This is a genomic window from Streptomyces sp. NPDC028305, from assembly GCF_055569495.1.
The window spans coordinates 405744-421984 of the sequence record NZ_JBVHTN010000004.1; the positions used below are offsets into that span (position 1 = coordinate 405744).

Genomic DNA, 16241 nt, shown 5'->3' on the forward strand with positions numbered 1-16241 from the left:
TAAAGAATTGATAATGCGTCGCATAATCCGTTTAAGATGTGAGTGGGTTTCCGGGAATGCCTCAGAACCCGCTCCAACCCGCTTTCACCTGCGGAGATGTACCGCGCTATCGGGCGGTGGAGATATGCACTTCCGAGCCGGATCCGTCTTCGGTGGTGCGCCAGCGGGCCTCTGAATTCCCGGCGGTCCACACGTGATTTCCGTAAGAAACGCGTTCGATGCGCAACTCGTCCGAGTGAGCCACCGCCCAGTACGCCAATTCCCAGCCGCGCTGCTTTGCACCGCCGCGGGCCGTGGTCGCCCCGGTCGGCACCCGCACCACATCCGCGGCCGCGGAGCGCCCGCCACCCTGCCCGGCCGACCGCACCGCCGCAGCCACCTCGGCGCCGAACTGCCGCTTCAGCTCCGCCCGGACCCGCGCCGGATCGCCCGGAATCCCGTCGTCCGCCGGGCCGGGGCAGGAGAACGCGGCCGCCGAACGCCCCGTCAGCGCGCCGGTCAGCACCACGGCCTCGGTCTCGTGCTTCGCGTACGCCTGCGGGAAACCGCTGTACTGCACCCGCTGGGCGGCCACCGTGAGCGGAAGCCGTGAGTAGCCCGGGACCTTGACCAGGCGGTCGTAGAACTTCCCCGCCGCGTAGACGGGATCGAGGATCTGCCGCGCGGTGCCCCAGCCCTGCGAGGGCCGCTGCTGGAAGAGCCCCACCGAATCCCGGTCGCCATGGCGGATGTTGCGCAGCCCCGATTCCTGGAGCGCCGTGGCCAGCGCGATGGTGACGGCCCGCTCGGGCAGTCCCCGGGAGGCGGCCACCGCCTCGATCGTGGCCGCGTTCACGGCCTGTTCGGGGTCGAGCGACACCCCCTCGCCCTCCGCCCGCACGAGACAGCGGGGCGGGCCCCAGCCACCGGTCAGGACGTGCAGCGCCACATATCCGACCAGGGCCAGCAGTACGGCACAGGCGATCGCGGCACGCGTCCGGCGGGCGCGGCTGGCGAGGACGGGCAGGGGCACGGCGGACACGTTACTTCAGGGCCGCCCGGACCCGGACCGGCTTGTGTCAACAGGAGCATCACGGGCCCGGGGGACCCCGCCACCACCGCCGTGAGAGCCGCCGCCACCACCGCCGCCCGGCGGACGCCGCGAACGGGCTAGGGTCGCGGGTATGGCACATCCCGCACTCGATCTGTCCCTGGACGCCGCCCGGCTCACCGCCCGCCTCGTCGACTTCCCCTCGGTCAGCGGCGACGAGAAGGCGCTCGCCGACGCCGTCGAAGAGGCCCTGCGCGCCCTGCCGCACCTGACCGTCGACCGCGACGGGGACGCCGTCGTGGCCCGGACGAACCTGGGGCGGGCCGAGCGGGTCGTGCTCGCGGGACACATCGACACCGTGCCGATCGCCGACAACCTGCCCTCCCGGCTCGACGAAGACGGCGTGCTGTGGGGCTGCGGCACCTCCGACATGAAGTCCGGCGTCGCCGTACAGCTGCGCATCGCCCAGACCGTCCCCGACCCGGGCCGCGATCTGACCTTCGTCTTCTACGACCACGAGGAGGTCGCCGCGGAGCTCAACGGGCTGCGGCGGCTGGCCGAGCGGCACCCCGAGTGGCTGGCCGCCGACTTCGCCGTCCTGCTGGAGCCCACCGAGGGCAATGTCGAGGGCGGCTGCCAGGGCACCCTGCGGGTGCAGGTCACCACCAGCGGCCGGCGCGCCCACTCCGCGCGCGACTGGCTCGGCGAGAACGCCATCCACAAGGCCGCGCCCGTCCTCGACCGGCTGGCCGCCTACCGGGCGCGCCGCGTGGACATCGACGGGCTCACCTACCGTGAGGGCCTCAACGCGGTGCGCATCGACGGCGGCCACGCCACCAACGTCATCCCCGACCACTGCACCGTGACGGTGAACTTCCGGTTCGCCCCCGACCGCTCCGAGGAGGAGGCGGCGGCGCATGTGCGCGAGGTCTTCGACGGCTTCGAGGTGGAGGTCACCGACAGCGCCCCCGGCGCGCTGCCCGGGCTGTCCCACCCGGCCGCGGCCGCCTTCGTCGAGGCGGTCGGCGCGGAGGTGGGTCCCAAGTTCGGCTGGACGGACGTCGCCCGCTTCTCGGCGCTCGGCGTGCCCGCGATCAACTACGGCCCCGGCGATCCCAAGCTCGCGCACACCCGGGAGGAGCATGTGGCCACCGCGGCGGTGCTGGAGGCCGAGGAGCGGCTGCGGGCCTGGCTGACCGCCTGACCGCCTGACCGCCCGGCCGCCGCCCCGACCTGGCTGACGTGCCGAATCGAGGGGCCTACGCTGAACGACAGATCTGCGGCTGATCGGAGGCAGATCTTGGCGAAGGGAGCACACATGGGCAACGCGGAGGACGAGCGAGCGCTGCGGGAGCAGCGTGAGGGTCCGGTCGTGCGCCGACGCCACCAGATGCGGCCGGGCACGACCGACCAGCGGCTGCTGGACACCCAGGGCGCGACGCACTGGGTACACGAGGATCCGTTCCGGGTGCTGCGCATCCAGTCGGAGTTCGTCGAGGGCTTCGGCGCGCTCGCCGAGCTCGGCCGGGCGGTCAGCGTCTTCGGGTCCGCCCGCACGCCGCGGGAGTCGCCGGAGTACGAGGCGGGGGTGCGGATCGGGCGGGCGCTCGCGGAGGCGGGGTTCGCGGTGATCACGGGCGGCGGCCCGGGCGCGATGGAGGCGGCGAACAAGGGCGCGTGCGAGGCGGGCGGGGTCTCCGTCGGGCTGGGCATCGAGCTGCCGTACGAGCAGGGGCTCAACCCCTACGTCGACATCGGTGTGAACTTCCGCTACTTCTTCGTAAGAAAAACAATGTTTGTGAAATACGCCCAAGGATTCGTGGTGCTGCCCGGTGGGGTCGGCACGCTGGACGAGTTCTTCGAGGCGCTCACCCTCGTCCAGACCAAGAAGGTGACCCGCTTCCCGATCGTGCTCTACGGCTGCGCCTACTGGCAGGGGCTGATGTCCTGGCTGAAGGACACGCTGGTCGCGGAGGGCAAGGCGAGCCCCGCGGACCTGGAGCTGTTCCGGCTCACCGACGACGTGGACGAGGCGGTCGACCTGATGACGAAGGAGTCCGGCGGCTGACCCCGCCTGCCGGACCGCCCGCCCGGCGCCTCTTTCCGGCCGGGTGCTGTCCGGCCGGGTGCTGTCAGGCCAGGCCGCGCCGGGCGACCGCCGGGGGCCGGTGCCCGGCGATGGACGAGACCATGTCCAGCACCTGGCGGGTCTCGGCCACCTCGTGCACCCGGTAGACCCGCGCCCCGAGCCAGGCCGAGACCGCGGTCGTCGCCAGGGTGCCCAGCAGCCGCTCCTTGACCGGCCGGTCGAGCGTCTCGCCCACGAAGTCCTTGTTGGACAGCGACACCAGCACGGGCCAGCCGGTCTCGGCCAGCTCGCCGAGGCGCCGGGTCGCCTCCAGGGAGTGCCGGGTGTTCTTGCCGAAGTCATGGCCCGGGTCGATCATGATCGACTCCGGCGGCACGCCCAGCTCGACGGCGCGCCGCGCGAGCCCGAGCGTGACCCGCAGGATGTCGGCCACCACGTCGTCGTACCCGACCCGGTGCGGCCGGGTGCGCGGCTGGGCGCCGCCCGCGTGGGTGCACACCAGGCCGGCGCCGTGCCGGGCCGCGACCTCGGCCAGCTTGGGGTCGACCCCGCCCCACGCGTCGTTGAGCAGGTCGGCGCCCGCCGCGCAGACCGCCTCCCCGACCTCGTGGCGCCAGGTGTCCACGCTGATCACCACGTCGGGGTGGCGCCGGCGTACCTCGGCCACGAAGCCGACCGTGCGGCGCACCTCCTCGGCGGCGCTCACCTCCTCGCCCGGACCGGCCTTGACCCCGCCGATGTCGATGATGGCGGCGCCCTCGGCCACGGCCTGCTCCACGCGGGCCAGGGCGGGCTCGTCGCGGAAGGTCGCCCCCTGGTCGTAGAAGGAGTCGGGCGTCCGGTTCACGATCGCCATGATCACTTGCTCGTTCTCGCCGAACTCACGCCGTCCGAGCCGCAACATCCGCACTTCCTCTCGCTTCCTCCCCGGAGGGGCTGCCAGCGACGATAACTGTCGGTGGGGCATGGCACGATCGAGGCAGACTGGTAGGACGTACGAGCGCACCCCGGGGAGACGATCGTCGTGTTTTGGTTCTTGCTGATCGCGCTGGTCGTGGTGGTCGGCGCGGTCACGCTCGCCGTCGTCGGGGGCGGTGACGGCAGTGTGCTGCCCGAGGCGCCCCCCGACCGGCTGGACGACGCGTTGCCCGCCGACCGGCCACTGGGCCGGGCCGATGTGGAGGCCCTGCGGCTGCCGATGACCGTGCGGGGCTACCGGATGGCCGATGTCGACGATGTGCTGGGCAGGCTCGGTGCCGAGCTCGCCGAGCGCGACGCGCGGATCGCCGAGCTGGAGACGGCCCTGGCCGGGGCGCACGCGTCGGCGCGGGGCGGGCCGGGGCCGCTGAAGGGGCCCGGCGGCTTTCCGCCGCCCGATGTCGCCCCTCCGGGCTTCGCCCACGACCTGCCGCCGCATGACCTGCCGCCGCCCGGGCTGCCCACGCACGACCTGCCCACCCATGACCTGACCCCGCACGACCCGCCCCCGAACCATCCGCCCGCGCCCGACTTCCCGCCGCGCGGCCAGGACGGGGAGGGCGCATGAGCGCCGCCGGCGTGGTTCTGGGGCCGGACGGGCTGGCGCGCTGCCCGTGGGGGCTGGAGGCCGAGGGCATGGCCGACTACCGCGCCTACCACGACACCGAGTGGGGCCGCCCGGTCCATGGCGACGACGCCCTGTTCGAGCGGATCTCCCTGGAGGCGTTCCAGTCGGGCCTGTCCTGGCTGACGATCCTGCGCCGCCGCGAGGGGTTCCGCGCCGCCTTCGCCGACTTCAAGATCGCGGCGGTCGCGGAGTTCACGGAGGCGGACGAGCAGCGGCTGCTCGGCGACTCCCGCATCATCCGCAACCGCGCCAAGATCTCGGCCGTCGTGGCGAACGCGCGGGTGGCCGGCGAGCTCGCGGCGGGCGAGCTGGACAAGCTGATCTGGTCGCACGCCCCGAACGCGGCCCGCCGCCCGGCGCCGCGGACCTTCGCCGACGTCCCCGCGACCACCCCGGAGTCGACGGCGCTGGCCCGCGATCTGAAGAAGCGCGGCTTCCGCTTCGTCGGCCCCACCACGGCCTACGCCCTGATGCAGGCGTGCGGCCTGGTCAACGACCACCTGGCCGACTGCCATGCGCGGGGCGCCGGCTGAAATATCAGCGCCCGGTGAAGCGGGGCTTCTGCTTCTTGACGAACGCGTCCACCGCCGCCAGGTGGTCCTCGGAGGCCCCCGCGCGCCGCTGGAGCTCGTCCTCCTTGGTCAGGGCCTCGGTCAGGCCGTGCCCGGCCGCGAAGGCGAGGGATTCCTTGATCGCCGCATAGGCGGCGGTGGGGCCCTCCGCCAGCCGCCGGGCCACCGCCGCCGCCTCGTCGGCCAGCTCCGCGGCGGGGACGACCTTGTTGGCGATGCCCAGGTCGTACGCCTCCTGGGCGCCGACGTTGCGTGGGAAGAGGAGGAGGTCGGCGGCGCGGCCATGGCCGATCAGCCGCTGGAGGGTCCAGGAGACGCCGGAGTCGGCGGTGAGGGCGACCCCGGCGAAGGAGGTGTTGAACGAGGCGGTGTCCGCGACGATGCGGTGGTCGGCGGCGAGGGCGAAGCCCGCGCCCGCGCCCGCCGCGACCCCGTTGACCGCGGCGACCACCGGCTTGGGCATCCCGGCGATCGCGGTCACGATCGGGTTGTAGTGCAGCGCGACGGTGCTCATGGTCGAGCCCTCGCCCTCCCCCGCCCGGTCGGCCGCCAGCAGCCCGATGTGCTCCTTGAGGTCCTGGCCCACGCAGAAGGCGCGGCCGGTGCCGGTCAGCAGCACGGCCCGTACGGCCGCGTCCCCGGCGGCCCGCAGCAGGGCGTCGCGCAGCGCGACCTTGGTGTCGATGTCGAGCGCGTTCATGGCGTCGGGACGATTCAGGGTGATCGTCGCGAGTCCGTCGGTCAGCTCGTAGAGCACGGTGTCGGCCATGGTGGGTCCTCCGGTGCGGCTGGGGCGGGGCCCGGTCCGGGCCGCCGGTGGCGCCGCACCGGCGGCCCGGTCGGGGCCCCGCCGCGGCGGTCAGCGCTCAGCATGCCGAAAGATCGGCTCGGCCGACATGTGACCTGCGTCAAAGAATTCGGCCCTCTCCGGGCCATCGCCGGCGGGTGCCCCGGACATCGGCGCCCGTACGGTATCGCGACCCCTCCCCGAATTGGGTGGTTTTGGGCGAGCGCGTTGCGCGGGGGTTGCCGACTGATGTTGGTCATCGGGTCGTGCCATGCGGGATAATGACAGGGAAGCAACGTGTTCGATGCCGGTGACACCTGGGTTGTCGGCTGCGATGAGCTGGTTTCAGGAAGGGGAACGAGCATGGCGGCCATGAAGCCGCGGACGGGCGACGGCCCGCTCGAGGTGACCAAGGAGGGGCGGGGCATCGTCATGCGCGTTCCGCTCGAAGGCGGCGGTCGGCTCGTCGTCGAGCTGACACCGGACGAGGCCGACGCGCTCGGCGACGCTCTGAAGAAGGTTGTCGGCTGAAGGCTCAGGCCCTACCACCACCCGTGTGCCGCCCCGGCGGCCGGTATGTACGTACCGGCCGCCGGGGCGGTGCTTTACCCATGCTTGACCAGGCACTCTTGACCATCCGCGCTTGACCACGCGCGGTTGACCGCCGGCGCCCCCGCGCGGCTACGCGCGCTTGACCGCGCAGAGCAGCCCGTCGCCCACCGGCAGCAGCGAGGACTGGAGCACGGTGGACTCCCGTACGCTGCGCAGCAGCTCGCGCAGGCGCAGCACCTCGGCCGGCTGCGCGGCGGAGTCCACGGTCCGCCCGTTCGCGAAGACGCCCTCGAAGCAGACCAGCCCGCCGGGCCGCAGCAGGCGCAACGATTCACCGAGGTATTCGAGGCACTCGGAGCGGTCGGCGTCGAAGAACACCAGGTCGTAGCCGCCGTCGGCGAGCCGGGGCAGCACATCCAGCGCCCGGCCGGGGATGAAGCGCGCCCGGTTCCCGGCGAAGCCGGCGGCGCGGAACGCCTGCCGGGCGAACTGCTGCATCTCCGGCTCGGAGTCCACGGTGGTCAGCACGCCGTCCGGCCGCATGCCGTGCAGCAGGTGGATGCCCGAGACCCCGGTCCCGGTGCCGATCTCGGCGACGGCCTTGGCGTCCGCGGTGGCGGCGAGCAGGCGCAGCGCGGCGCCCGTACCGGACGACACCGAGCGCATCCCCGCCTCCCGGGCCCGTTCACGGGCCCAGCGCAGGGCTGCGTCCTCGGCGACGAACGCATCGGCGAACGCCCAGCTCGTCTGCCGGTTGGCGGTAATGGCCCTCTCCTGTCCCCGTAGTTGACGCAAGCGTGACTGTAGCCGCTGCGCCCGGGAACCCGCTGATGGGACCGGGCGTTGAGAGGAGAGGGGGGAGCATATGGATCGCGAACAAATGCAGGTCAAAAATGCTTATCCGGAGCTAACGGGCGAGGTGGATATGGTAGGGGCTCTACTGGACACCACCAGAGCCGACAGGGGAGGTGCGGCTGCGGCCGGTGACCGGAGAGTGCTGAGGCGCTTTCGCAGGTCAACGGGCGAGCCGAAATCCGTGACCAACATCGCTGACCGTCCTCGTTCCGCCGATTCCGCTACGACCGCGACCTTCGCCACCGACGCGGACGCTCCGGCGTGGACACCTCCTACCTGGGAGGAGATCGTCAGCACGCACAGCGCGCGTGTCTACCGCCTTGCGTACCGCCTCACCGGCAACCAGCACGACGCCGAGGACCTCACACAGGAGGTCTTCGTCCGGGTCTTCCGCTCGCTGTCCACCTACAGCCCGGGCACCTTCGAGGGCTGGCTGCACCGCATCACGACCAATCTCTTCCTCGACATGGTCCGCCGCCGTCAGCGCATCCGCTTCGACGCGCTCGGTGAGGACGCGGCCGAGCGGCTCCCCAGCCGCGAGCCCTCTCCCCAGCAGCATTTCAACGACACCCACTTCGACGCCGATGTGCAGCAGGCCCTCGACACCCTCGCGCCGGAGTTCCGCGCGGCCGTCGTGCTCTGCGACATCGAGGGGCTCTCGTACGAGGAGATCGCCGCGACCCTCGGTGTGAAGCTCGGCACGGTGCGCAGCCGGATCCACCGCGGCCGCTCGCATCTGCGCAAGGCCCTCCAGCACCGCTCGCCCGCGGCGCGGGCCGAGCAGCGCACGGTGACCGCGGCGCCCCGCCGCGTCGCCGCGCCCCGGCTCAGCGGGGAGGTCGGAATCGCGTGACCCGGTCAGGCGGTCAGTCCCCCGCCGAGCAGCATCTCGGCGACCGCCTTGCAGCTCTGATCGATGGCGAGCTGGGGCACGATGCCCGTGAGCGCGTGCTCGCACACCTCGCGACGTGCTGCAAGTGCAAGGCGGAGGCCGACGCTCAGCGGCGGCTGAAAGACGTGTTCGCGCAGACGGCGCCCCCCGCTCCCTCGGAGGGCTTTCTGGCGCGTCTCCAGGGCCTGCCGGGCCTGTCGGCGGACGATGGCGACGGCGCCGGGGGCGACGGCTCGCCGTTCGGCGCCTCGGGCGTCTTCGGCGTCCCGGACACCCGGGGTGTCCGGGAGCCGCGGGAGCAGGCCTTCGCGTTCCTTCCCACGAGCCGGCCGGTCGGCCCGGCCGCCGCGGCTGTCGCCGCCTCGCGTCAGCGCGGCTTCCGGATCCATGAGGTCGAGCGCCCGGCGCCGCGCCGGCGGTTCGCCTTCGCGGCCGCGGGGGCGGTGTCGCTGGCCGCGTTCGCGCTCGGCGGCGCGCTTCCGCTGGACGCGGCGGTCGAGTCGCCCGGGAGCCAGGCGGAGGGCTCGGACAGCGCGGCGAGCCCGGTCGGTGTGACGTCCAAGGTGGAGGATGCCGACGCCATGGGCGTGCGCGAGCGCACCCGTCGCGAGGTCGGGCTGCTGGATGTGGCGGCCCCGGTCGACACGACCTCCCCGGGCTCCACCCGGGCCCGTACCCTCAGCGAGGCCGCCGGCAGCGTGCCGGACCCGCTCATCCAGCCGATCCTGGCCGCCACCCGGCTGCTGCGCGCCGCGGCGGCCACGCCCGCGGCCCCCGAGCCCTCCCAGATGGCGGGCCCCTCCCACCCGGCGACCCGGACCCCGCCGTACCACGGCGTCAGCGCGCCCCCGGAGTAGCCGCGGCCGGCGGGCGCCGTGTCCGCCCGCGCTCGCTGCGTTCTCGGGCTCGCCCGAGTACGTCCAGGACGAGAGCGACCCTCCGCCTTGCGATCGCACACGCCCCCGCCAGCGGTAGCTGGGGGTGCCCCCTGACGCCGCGGGCTGATCCGATGAGACTTTGCGGACCCGACCTGGCCCGAGGGCGGGGGCGGGGGCGGTGAACCGTCGCGGCGGGGGCGGCTCCCGGCGTACGCACTGCGCGGGCGTCGGCGGACCTGATTGAATCGCTACCGGGCAGCGCCACCCGGTGGCGGTGGCGGCTGTTCCGAGGCGGCGCAGTCCGTGCCGTTTCGCGGGAACTCTGAGGAGATCATGGACGAGGGGAAGGCCACCGGGCCCAAGCCGAAGTGGTGGAGCCGTCCGGACGCGCGGCCCGGCGGCCGATCGTCATCCGGGGCCGGGCTGAGGCCCGCGGGAGACACCACGGCCGGGGATGCCGCAGCGCCCGGCGCGGCCGGCGGCGCACAAGGCCCGGCTGACGGCGCGTCGGCTCCGGCGCCGGCGGGTGACACGGTCCAGGCGGCCGGGGCGGCCGAGCCGGGCGCGGCGCTCGTGGCCCAAGAACCCGCCGACGGCGCGGTAGGTGACGGCGCGTCGTCCGCGTCGTCGGCGTCGTCGGCGTCGTCCGGGTCTCCGTCATCGGCGGCCGACGGCGGCGGTGCCGGGGCCGTGGCGGGAGCCGCCTCCGGCGCGGAGGCCGGGCGGGCCGCCACCCCGCTGCACGCCCCCGACCCGTACAGCACGCCGCCCTACGGCGGGCCGGGCCCCTGGGCGCCCGCCCCTCCCGTGCAGCGGCCCGTGCCGACCCCGGCCCATGGCACCCACCTTCCGCCCGGCGTCGTCCCGGGCACGACCCCCGCACACGGCACCCAGGTGCCGCCCGCGGCGGCCCAGACCATGCCCCCGCCCGGGATGACCCCGGCCCACGGCACCCAGCTCCCCCCGCCCGGGATGACCCCCGCGCACGGCACCCAGCTTCCGCCGGGCGCGCAGGCGGACCCGGGCGCCGCCGCCACCGCCCAGCTGCCGCAGCAGCAGGCCGGGCCGCAGCCCCCCCTTCAGCCCCAGCCGGGTCAGGCCGCGCAGTGGCAGCACTACGACCCGTGGACGGAGGTCCCCGCGCCGGAGAAGCCGCGGAGGTCCGACCGCCGCGTCGCTCTGATCGTGATCGCGGTGATCGCGTTGATCTCGGGCGGGATCGGCGGCGGCGTCGGCGCGTATCTGGAGCACCAGCGGACCACCGAGGACAGCGTGGTCGACCTCCCGCAGGCGCCCCTCGACAAGGGCGCCAGGGACCCGAAGAGCGTCGCCGGCATCGCCGAGAGGGCGCTGCCGGGCGTGGTGACCATCCATGTCAGAGGAGGCTCGGAGCAGGCCACCGGCACCGGCTTCGTGCTCGACAAGCAGGGCCACATCCTCACCAACAACCACGTCGTGGAGCCCGCGGGTTCGGGCGGCGACATATCGGTGACGTTCAACGGCGGCGAGGTGGCGGACGCCAAGATCATCGGCCGGGACAGCGGCTACGACCTGGCGGTCATCAAGGTCGACGGCGTCTCGGGGCTGCACCCACTGGCCCTCGGCAACTCCGACTCCGTGCGCGTCGGTGACCCCGTTGTGGCGATCGGCGCCCCGTTCGACCTGGCGGGCACCGTGACGTCCGGGATCATCAGCGCCAAGGAGCGCCCCATCACCGCCGGCGGCGATGAGGGCGACGGCAGCGACATCAGCTATGTCGACGCGCTCCAGACCGACGCCCCGATCAACCCGGGCAACTCCGGCGGCCCGCTGGTGGATTCCAGGGCGCGGGTCATCGGCATCAACAGCGCGATCCGGGCGGCCGACGACGGCTCGGGGCTCGGCGGCGGCCAGGGCGGCAGCATCGGCCTGGGCTTCGCGATCCCGATCAATCAGGGCAAGCGGGTCGCCGAGGAGCTGATCAACACCGGCAAGGCCACCCACCCTGTGATCGGCGTCACGCTCGACATGGAGTACGCGGGCGACGGCGCCCGGGTGCACGCCCGCGGCGCCGGCGGCCCGCCGGTCAATCCGGGCGGCCCGGGCGACAAGGCCGGGATCAAGGCCGGCGATGTGATCACCGAGGTCGACGGCGTACGGGTGCACAGCGGGCAGGAGTTGATCGTGAAGATCCGCAGCCATCGGCCCGGCGACCGGCTCCGGCTGACGCTGCGGAGGGACGGCCAGGAGCGGACGGTGGAGCTGACGCTCGGTTCGGCGGGCGGCAGCGGCTGAGCACGCCTGGTGGAGGCCAGGGGGCACCTCCCAGCGGTAGCTGGGGGCGGTGATGGTGGGCGGAGGACGCCGGATGTTGGCCCGGGCGTCTCCCGTCCCGCCCCCACTGACGGGTACCGTGTTCAGTGGCCTGGACCGTGGCCACGGACGTCTCTAGGAGCTGCAAGGTGTTCTTCGACATAGGACCCCTCGAGCTGATCGCGCTCGTCGTCCTTGCGGTGCTCGTCTTCGGCCCGGAGAAGCTTCCCAAGGTCATCCAGGATGTGTCGCGGTTCATACGCAAGGTGAGGGAGTTCTCCGACAACGCCAAGGAGGACATCCGCTCCGAGCTGGGCCCGGAGTTCAAGGACTTCGAGTTCGAGGACCTGAACCCGAAGAATTTCGTCCGCAAGCATGTGCTGGACTCGGACGAGCTGGGCCTCAAGGAGATCCGCAACGGCTTCGACCTCCGTAAGGAGATGGCCGAGGTCGCGGACTCGGTGAACGGCCGGGAGAGTGACTCCGCACAGGGCTCTTCCGGTTCTTCCCCGGCCTCCCAGTCCGGCGGCGGGTCCGGCACCGACAGCGGCTCCAGCACCCCTGACCTGCTGCGCAAGCGCGAGGAGCCGAAGCGCGAGGAGCGCCCTCCTTTCGACTCCGACGCCACTTGATCCCCCCGTATGCCCGGCCTGGTTGACCCGTATGGCTATCCTCCCTTTGTCCGGGGTGAGGACGCCTGAGGGGGGCGGGCCGCCCACGACGAAGGGCAACGAGGAGGCTCCGCACAGATGGAGACGACGGGTCGGCTAGGGGCGCATGGCGTGGCTGATACACCGGGCGCGCCCGCCGGGGACGGCGCGTCGGCCGCGCAAGGGATCCCCGCCGACGCTCGGCGGAAGGTCGACGGCTATCTGCTGGCCGCCTTTCCGTGGTACGGCCTTGACGAGGCGTTCACGGGACGGCGCTGGCTGATGCAGGTGGGCGCCGCCGCGGACGGCACGGTCGAGCACGGCTCCACCGGGCACGGCGACGAGCCGTCGCTGCGCGCGGAGACCGAGCCGGACCAGCAGCGCTTCGCGGTGGTGGTGACCGTGGCCAGCCGCCCGGTGCGGGACAGCGCGGACGGCACGGGCGTGCTGGAGGCCACCTCGGTCTCCTCGGCGGCCTGGCTGGCCGGGTCCGGACTGCTGTCGTCCACCTGGCCGACGCGCATGGAGCGCGCGCTGCGCCAGGACTGGCTGGACCAGCAGACCGCGATCGCCTGGGAGCTGGCGGACGACCTGGAAGGCCCGGGCTGGTCGCAGCTGTCGCTGCCGGTGGACGGGGTGCCGACCGAATTCCACTACCGCGAGTCGGAGTACGGCTGGGTGCTGGCCGGCTCCGCCCGCGAGGGCGTGCACATCGGGGCGTACGGGCGCGGGATGAGCGCGTACGGGCTGGGCTTCGCGGTGGTCAAGGACATCACGGCGTACGAGTAGCCGTACGGCGGCATATGGGCGGACATGAGTGGGGCGGCCCCCCTTGGGGAGGCCGCCCTCAGTGGCTCATGGCTCAGTGGCTCATGGCGCGCGACCCGCGGCCGCGCACGCGCTCAGAACTTGTTGCGCGGCGTGATGCCCAGCGACATGCCCGCCAGCCCGCGCTGCCGCCCGCCGAGCTTGCCCGCGATCGACCGCAGCGCGCTGCCCGCCGGGGAGTCGGGGTCGGTCAGCACGACCGGCTTCCCCTCGTCGCCGCCCTCGCGCAGCCGCACATCGATCGGGATGGAGCCGAGCACCGGCACCGTGGCGCCGGTGGCCCGGGTCAGCCCGTCGGCGACCCGCTGGCCGCCGCCCGTGCCGAAGACGTCGACCATCTCGTCGCAGTGCGGGCAGGGCAGCCCGGACATGTTCTCCACCACGCCGACGATCTTCTGATGGGTCTGGACCGCGATCGAGCCCGCCCGCTCGGCGACCTCGGCGGCGGCCTGCTGCGGCGTGGTGACGACCAGGATCTCGGCGTTGGGCACGAGCTGGGCCACGGAGATCGCGATGTCGCCGGTGCCGGGCGGCAGGTCCAGCAGCAGCACGTCCAGGTCGCCCCAGTAGACATCGGCCAGGAACTGCTGGAGCGCGCGGTGCAGCATCGGCCCGCGCCACACCACCGGAGTGTTGCCCGGCGTGAACATCCCGATCGAGATGACCTTCACGCCGTTGGCCGACGGCGGCATGATCATGTTCTCGACCTGGGTGGGGCTGCCGTCGGCGCCCAGCATGCGCGGCACCGAGTGGCCGTAGATGTCGGCGTCCACGACGCCGACCTTCAGACCGTCGGTGGCCATCGCCGCGGCCAGGTTGACCGTCACCGACGACTTGCCGACGCCGCCCTTGCCGGACGCCACCGCGTACACCCGGGTCAGCGAGCCGGGCTTGGCGAAGGGCACCTCGCGCTCGGCCTGGCCGCCGCGCAGCGAGGCGGCCAGCTCGCGCCGCTGCTCGTCGCTCATCACATCCAGCTCGACGGTGACCCCGGCCACCCCGGCGACCTTGCCGACCGCCTCCCGCACCCGCTCGGTGATCGTGTCGCGCATGGGGCAGCCGGAGACCGTGAGATAGACCGCCACCGCGACCGTCCCGTCCGCCGCGATCTCGACGGATTTGACCATGCCGAGATCCGTGATCGGCTTGTGGATCTCCGGGTCGTTGACCGTGGCGAGCGCGGCGCGCACCGCGTCCTCGGCCGGCGTGGGGGCAGTGTCGGTAGCCATATGGAGATGGTACGGCGCGGCGGGTACTCGGCGGTAAGGGCCGTCAGCGGTCTGATTCGTCACGTGGGGCGCCGGGGGGCGGCGCGCCGGGGGACGGGGCACCGGACGGCGGGGTGGCCCGGTCCCTCTCCTGGTCCCTGATCAGCTCCTGGAACTCGGAGCGGATCCAGTCGCGGGTGGCCACCTCGCCGAGCCCCATCCGCAGCGCCGCGATCTCCCGGGCCAGGAACTCCGTGTCGGCGATGGAGCGCTCGTCCCGGCTCCGGTCCTGCTCCAGGGTGACCCGGTCGCGGTCGGCCTGCCGGTACTGGGAGAGAAGGATCAGCGGGGCCGAGTAGGAGGCCTGGAGCGAGAGCATCAGGGTCAGAAAGATGAACGGGTACGAGTCGAACCGCAGCCGCTCCGGGGCCAGGATGTTCCAGCCGAGCCACACGGCTACGAAGACCGTCATCCAGGCGATGAAGCGTCCGGTGCCCAGGAAACGGGCGATCTGCTCCGACGCCTTGCCGAACGCCTCCGGGTCCCACCGCGGCAGTCGCACGCGGCGCGGCTCCCTGGGCCGGTCGAGCCGGGTTCCCTCACCTCGCATCGGGGACCTCTGGCCAGCCGCCGGGTACGTCGGGCCTGCCGTCCGGGACCTCGGGCGGCGCGCTGCCGGGGACCGGGCGCACGGTCAGGCCGTACAGCTCCCGCTCCCGCCAGTCGTGCGGCAGCAGGTGGTCGAGTACGTCGTCCACGGTCACCGCGCCGAGCAGCGAGCCGCTCTCGTCCACGACCGGCGCCGTGACCAGGTTGTACGTGGCCAGATAGCTGGTCACACCGGGCAGCGGGGCCTCCGGCGGCAGCGGCCGCAGATCGGTGTCCACGACCGAGGCGACGAGGGTGTACGGCGGCTCGCGCAGCAGCCGCTGGAAGTGCACCAGCCCCAGATAGCGGCCGGTCGGCGTCTCGTCCGGCGGCCGGCACACATACACCTGCGCGGCGAGCGCCGGGGTCAGGTCCTGGTTGCGCACCCGCGCCAGCGCGTCCGCGACCGTCGCGTCGGGGCGCAGCACGATCGGGTCGGGCGTCATCAGCCCGCCCGCCGAGCCCTCCTCGTACGACATCAGCCGCCGCATGTCGGCCGCGTCCCGCGGCCGCATCAGGGCCAGCAGCCGCTCCTTGTCCTCCTCCGGGAGCTCGGAGAGCAGATCGGCCGCGTCGTCCGGGTCCATCGCCTCCAGGACGTCGGCCGCGCGCTCCTCCTGGAGCTTGCCGAGGATCTCGACCTGGTCGTCGTCCGGCAGCTCCTCCAGGACGTCGGCGAGCCGCTCGTCGTCCAGCGCCGCGGCCACCTCGCCGCGCCGCTTCGCCGAGAGGTGGTGCAGTACGTTGGCGAGGTCCGCGGGGCGCAGCTGCTCGAAGGTGGCCAGCAGGTTCTCCGCGCCCTGCCCGTGCTCCTCCAGGGAGAAGCCGGTGACCGCGGACCAGTCGGCGATCAGCGTCTCCCCGCGCCGCCGCAGCGCGCCCGACCTGCCGCGCCGTACGAAGACCTTCTCGATCGCCCAGTCGCGGCGCGCGGGCAGCTGCCCCATGGCCACGTCGAGGACCGTCACGTCCTCGCCCGTCTCCACCAGCGTCACGGTCCGGTCGAGCAGCTCGCCGAGCACCAGGGTCTCGGTCGGGCGCTGCTCGAAGCGGCGCATGTTGACCACGCCGGTGGTGATGACCTGTCCGGACTCGACGCCGGTCACCCGGGTCATGGGCAGGAAGATCCGCCGGCGGGTGACCACCTCGACCACCAGCCCCAGGACACGCGGCGCCCGCCCGCCCAGGCGCAGCATGGCCACCAGGTCACGGACCCGGCCCACCTGGTCGCCGTTCGGGTCGAAGACGGGAACACCCGCGAGGTGCGAGACGAACACCCTGGGGGCGCCTGCGGGCATGTCATGCGCCTCCCTGTGAACTATTTGTGGCTTATCTGGTTGAATGCCTGGTTCAG

16 protein-coding genes and 1 pseudogene are annotated in these 16241 nt (G+C 73.1%); 10 read left to right on the forward strand and 7 right to left on the reverse strand.

The features are described 5' to 3' along the window. Positions 1–106: 106 nt before the first annotated feature. On the reverse strand, positions 107–1021 hold the full coding sequence (locus ACZ4WQ_RS18095; RefSeq protein WP_385345395.1) for a VldE C-terminal domain-containing protein: 915 nt from the start codon (positions 1019–1021) through the stop codon (positions 107–109). Positions 1022–1163: 142 nt separating this feature from the next. On the opposite strand from ACZ4WQ_RS18095, the gene dapE reads away from it, so the two are divergent. After that, entirely contained in the window at positions 1164–2234 is a 1071-nt protein-coding gene (gene dapE / locus ACZ4WQ_RS18100; RefSeq protein WP_468022287.1) for a succinyl-diaminopimelate desuccinylase, read from the forward strand. Between the two features lie 114 nt (positions 2235–2348). Then, positions 2349–3098: an LOG family protein gene (locus ACZ4WQ_RS18105; protein WP_311727632.1), complete on the forward strand. Its 750-nt coding sequence runs from the start codon at positions 2349–2351 to the stop codon at positions 3096–3098. A 64-nt stretch (positions 3099–3162) separates the two neighbouring features. Here the strand turns inward: ACZ4WQ_RS18105 and folP are convergent, their stop codons facing one another. Next, positions 3163–4023: a dihydropteroate synthase gene (folP, locus tag ACZ4WQ_RS18110; RefSeq protein ID WP_311727633.1), complete on the reverse strand. Its 861-nt coding sequence runs from the start codon at positions 4021–4023 to the stop codon at positions 3163–3165. A 120-nt stretch (positions 4024–4143) separates the two neighbouring features. Between folP and ACZ4WQ_RS18115 the strand changes: the two are divergent. Then, positions 4144–4479: pseudogene (locus tag ACZ4WQ_RS18115) on the forward strand (DivIVA domain-containing protein); the annotation flags it as partial. Between the two features lie 182 nt (positions 4480–4661). Beyond that, positions 4662–5258, forward strand: coding sequence for a DNA-3-methyladenine glycosylase I (locus ACZ4WQ_RS18120; protein WP_385345392.1), 597 nt, complete (start codon positions 4662–4664; stop codon positions 5256–5258). A gap of 4 nt (positions 5259–5262) precedes the next feature. Here ACZ4WQ_RS18120 and chcB read toward each other — a convergent pair whose 3' ends face one another. Beyond that, positions 5263–6066, reverse strand: coding sequence for a 2-cyclohexenylcarbonyl CoA isomerase (gene chcB, locus ACZ4WQ_RS18125; RefSeq protein WP_311727638.1), 804 nt, complete (start codon positions 6064–6066; stop codon positions 5263–5265). Positions 6067–6447: 381 nt separating this feature from the next. Between chcB and ACZ4WQ_RS18130 the strand changes: the two genes are divergently transcribed. Next, entirely contained in the window at positions 6448–6615 is a 168-nt protein-coding gene (locus tag ACZ4WQ_RS18130) for a DUF3117 domain-containing protein (RefSeq protein WP_003966491.1), read from the forward strand. A gap of 150 nt (positions 6616–6765) precedes the next feature. On the opposite strand, the gene ACZ4WQ_RS18135 is transcribed toward ACZ4WQ_RS18130, so the two are convergent. Continuing rightward, complete coding sequence (locus tag ACZ4WQ_RS18135; RefSeq protein ID WP_311727639.1) at positions 6766–7431, reverse strand: O-methyltransferase; 666 nt, start codon at positions 7429–7431, stop codon at positions 6766–6768. A 130-nt stretch (positions 7432–7561) separates the two neighbouring features. Here ACZ4WQ_RS18135 and sigE point away from each other — a divergent pair, with 130 nt between their 5' ends. The 5 genes from sigE to ACZ4WQ_RS18160 all read left to right on the forward strand — a co-directional run bounded on the left by sigE (position 7562) and on the right by ACZ4WQ_RS18160 (position 12992). Then, positions 7562–8344: an RNA polymerase sigma factor SigE gene (gene sigE / locus ACZ4WQ_RS18140; RefSeq protein ID WP_311727640.1), complete on the forward strand. Its 783-nt coding sequence runs from the start codon at positions 7562–7564 to the stop codon at positions 8342–8344. After that, a complete protein-coding gene (locus tag ACZ4WQ_RS18145) occupies positions 8341–9240 on the forward strand; it encodes an anti-sigma factor family protein (protein WP_361183357.1) in 900 nt (299 codons plus the stop codon). The genes sigE and ACZ4WQ_RS18145 overlap by 4 nt, the downstream gene beginning before the upstream one ends. A gap of 354 nt (positions 9241–9594) precedes the next feature. Then, positions 9595–11535: a S1C family serine protease gene (locus ACZ4WQ_RS18150; protein WP_468022288.1), complete on the forward strand. Its 1941-nt coding sequence runs from the start codon at positions 9595–9597 to the stop codon at positions 11533–11535. A gap of 167 nt (positions 11536–11702) precedes the next feature. Beyond that, positions 11703–12185 carry a sec-independent translocase gene (locus ACZ4WQ_RS18155; RefSeq protein WP_311727643.1) on the forward strand — a complete coding sequence of 161 codons (483 nt, stop codon included), beginning with the start codon at positions 11703–11705 and terminating at the stop codon, positions 12183–12185. A gap of 117 nt (positions 12186–12302) precedes the next feature. Further along, positions 12303–12992 (forward strand): hypothetical protein, encoded by a 690-nt coding sequence (locus ACZ4WQ_RS18160; RefSeq protein WP_311727644.1) that lies wholly within the window; start codon positions 12303–12305, stop codon positions 12990–12992. 113 nt (positions 12993–13105) lie between these two features. Here the strand turns inward: ACZ4WQ_RS18160 and ACZ4WQ_RS18165 are convergent, their stop codons facing one another. From ACZ4WQ_RS18165 to ACZ4WQ_RS18175, 3 genes are read right to left on the reverse strand one after another with little or no spacing between them, the layout of a single operon-like run. Continuing rightward, positions 13106–14260, reverse strand: a complete 1155-nt coding sequence (locus ACZ4WQ_RS18165; RefSeq protein ID WP_311727646.1) for an Mrp/NBP35 family ATP-binding protein — start codon at positions 14258–14260, stop codon at positions 13106–13108. A 43-nt stretch (positions 14261–14303) separates the two neighbouring features. Next, positions 14304–14849, reverse strand: a complete 546-nt coding sequence (locus ACZ4WQ_RS18170) for a DUF1003 domain-containing protein (protein ID WP_311727647.1) — start codon at positions 14847–14849, stop codon at positions 14304–14306. Continuing rightward, positions 14839–16185: a magnesium transporter MgtE N-terminal domain-containing protein gene (locus ACZ4WQ_RS18175; protein ID WP_468022289.1), complete on the reverse strand. Its 1347-nt coding sequence runs from the start codon at positions 16183–16185 to the stop codon at positions 14839–14841. The genes ACZ4WQ_RS18170 and ACZ4WQ_RS18175 overlap by 11 nt, the downstream gene beginning before the upstream one ends. Between the last annotated feature and the right edge of the window lie 56 nt (positions 16186–16241).

Excerpts from the sequence above, each read along its gene's own strand:
- dapE (WP_468022287.1), top strand. The coding sequence starts at position 1,164 with ATGGCACATCCCGCACTCGATCTGTCCCTGGACGCCGCCCGGCTCACC.
- ACZ4WQ_RS18105 (WP_311727632.1), top strand. The coding sequence starts at position 2,349 with ATGGGCAACGCGGAGGACGAGCGAGCGCTGCGGGAGCAGCGTGAGGGT.
- folP (WP_311727633.1), bottom strand. The coding sequence starts at position 4,023 with ATGTTGCGGCTCGGACGGCGTGAGTTCGGCGAGAACGAGCAAGTGATC.
- ACZ4WQ_RS18120 (WP_385345392.1), top strand. The coding sequence starts at position 4,662 with ATGAGCGCCGCCGGCGTGGTTCTGGGGCCGGACGGGCTGGCGCGCTGC.
- chcB (WP_311727638.1), bottom strand. The coding sequence starts at position 6,066 with ATGGCCGACACCGTGCTCTACGAGCTGACCGACGGACTCGCGACGATC.
- ACZ4WQ_RS18130 (WP_003966491.1), top strand. The coding sequence starts at position 6,448 with ATGGCGGCCATGAAGCCGCGGACGGGCGACGGCCCGCTCGAGGTGACC.
- sigE (WP_311727640.1), top strand. The coding sequence starts at position 7,562 with ATGGTAGGGGCTCTACTGGACACCACCAGAGCCGACAGGGGAGGTGCG.
- ACZ4WQ_RS18150 (WP_468022288.1), top strand. The coding sequence starts at position 9,595 with ATGGACGAGGGGAAGGCCACCGGGCCCAAGCCGAAGTGGTGGAGCCGT.
- ACZ4WQ_RS18160 (WP_311727644.1), top strand. The coding sequence starts at position 12,303 with ATGGAGACGACGGGTCGGCTAGGGGCGCATGGCGTGGCTGATACACCG.
- ACZ4WQ_RS18165 (WP_311727646.1), bottom strand. The coding sequence starts at position 14,260 with ATGGCTACCGACACTGCCCCCACGCCGGCCGAGGACGCGGTGCGCGCC.
- ACZ4WQ_RS18170 (WP_311727647.1), bottom strand. The coding sequence starts at position 14,849 with ATGCGAGGTGAGGGAACCCGGCTCGACCGGCCCAGGGAGCCGCGCCGC.
- ACZ4WQ_RS18175 (WP_468022289.1), bottom strand. The coding sequence starts at position 16,185 with ATGCCCGCAGGCGCCCCCAGGGTGTTCGTCTCGCACCTCGCGGGTGTT.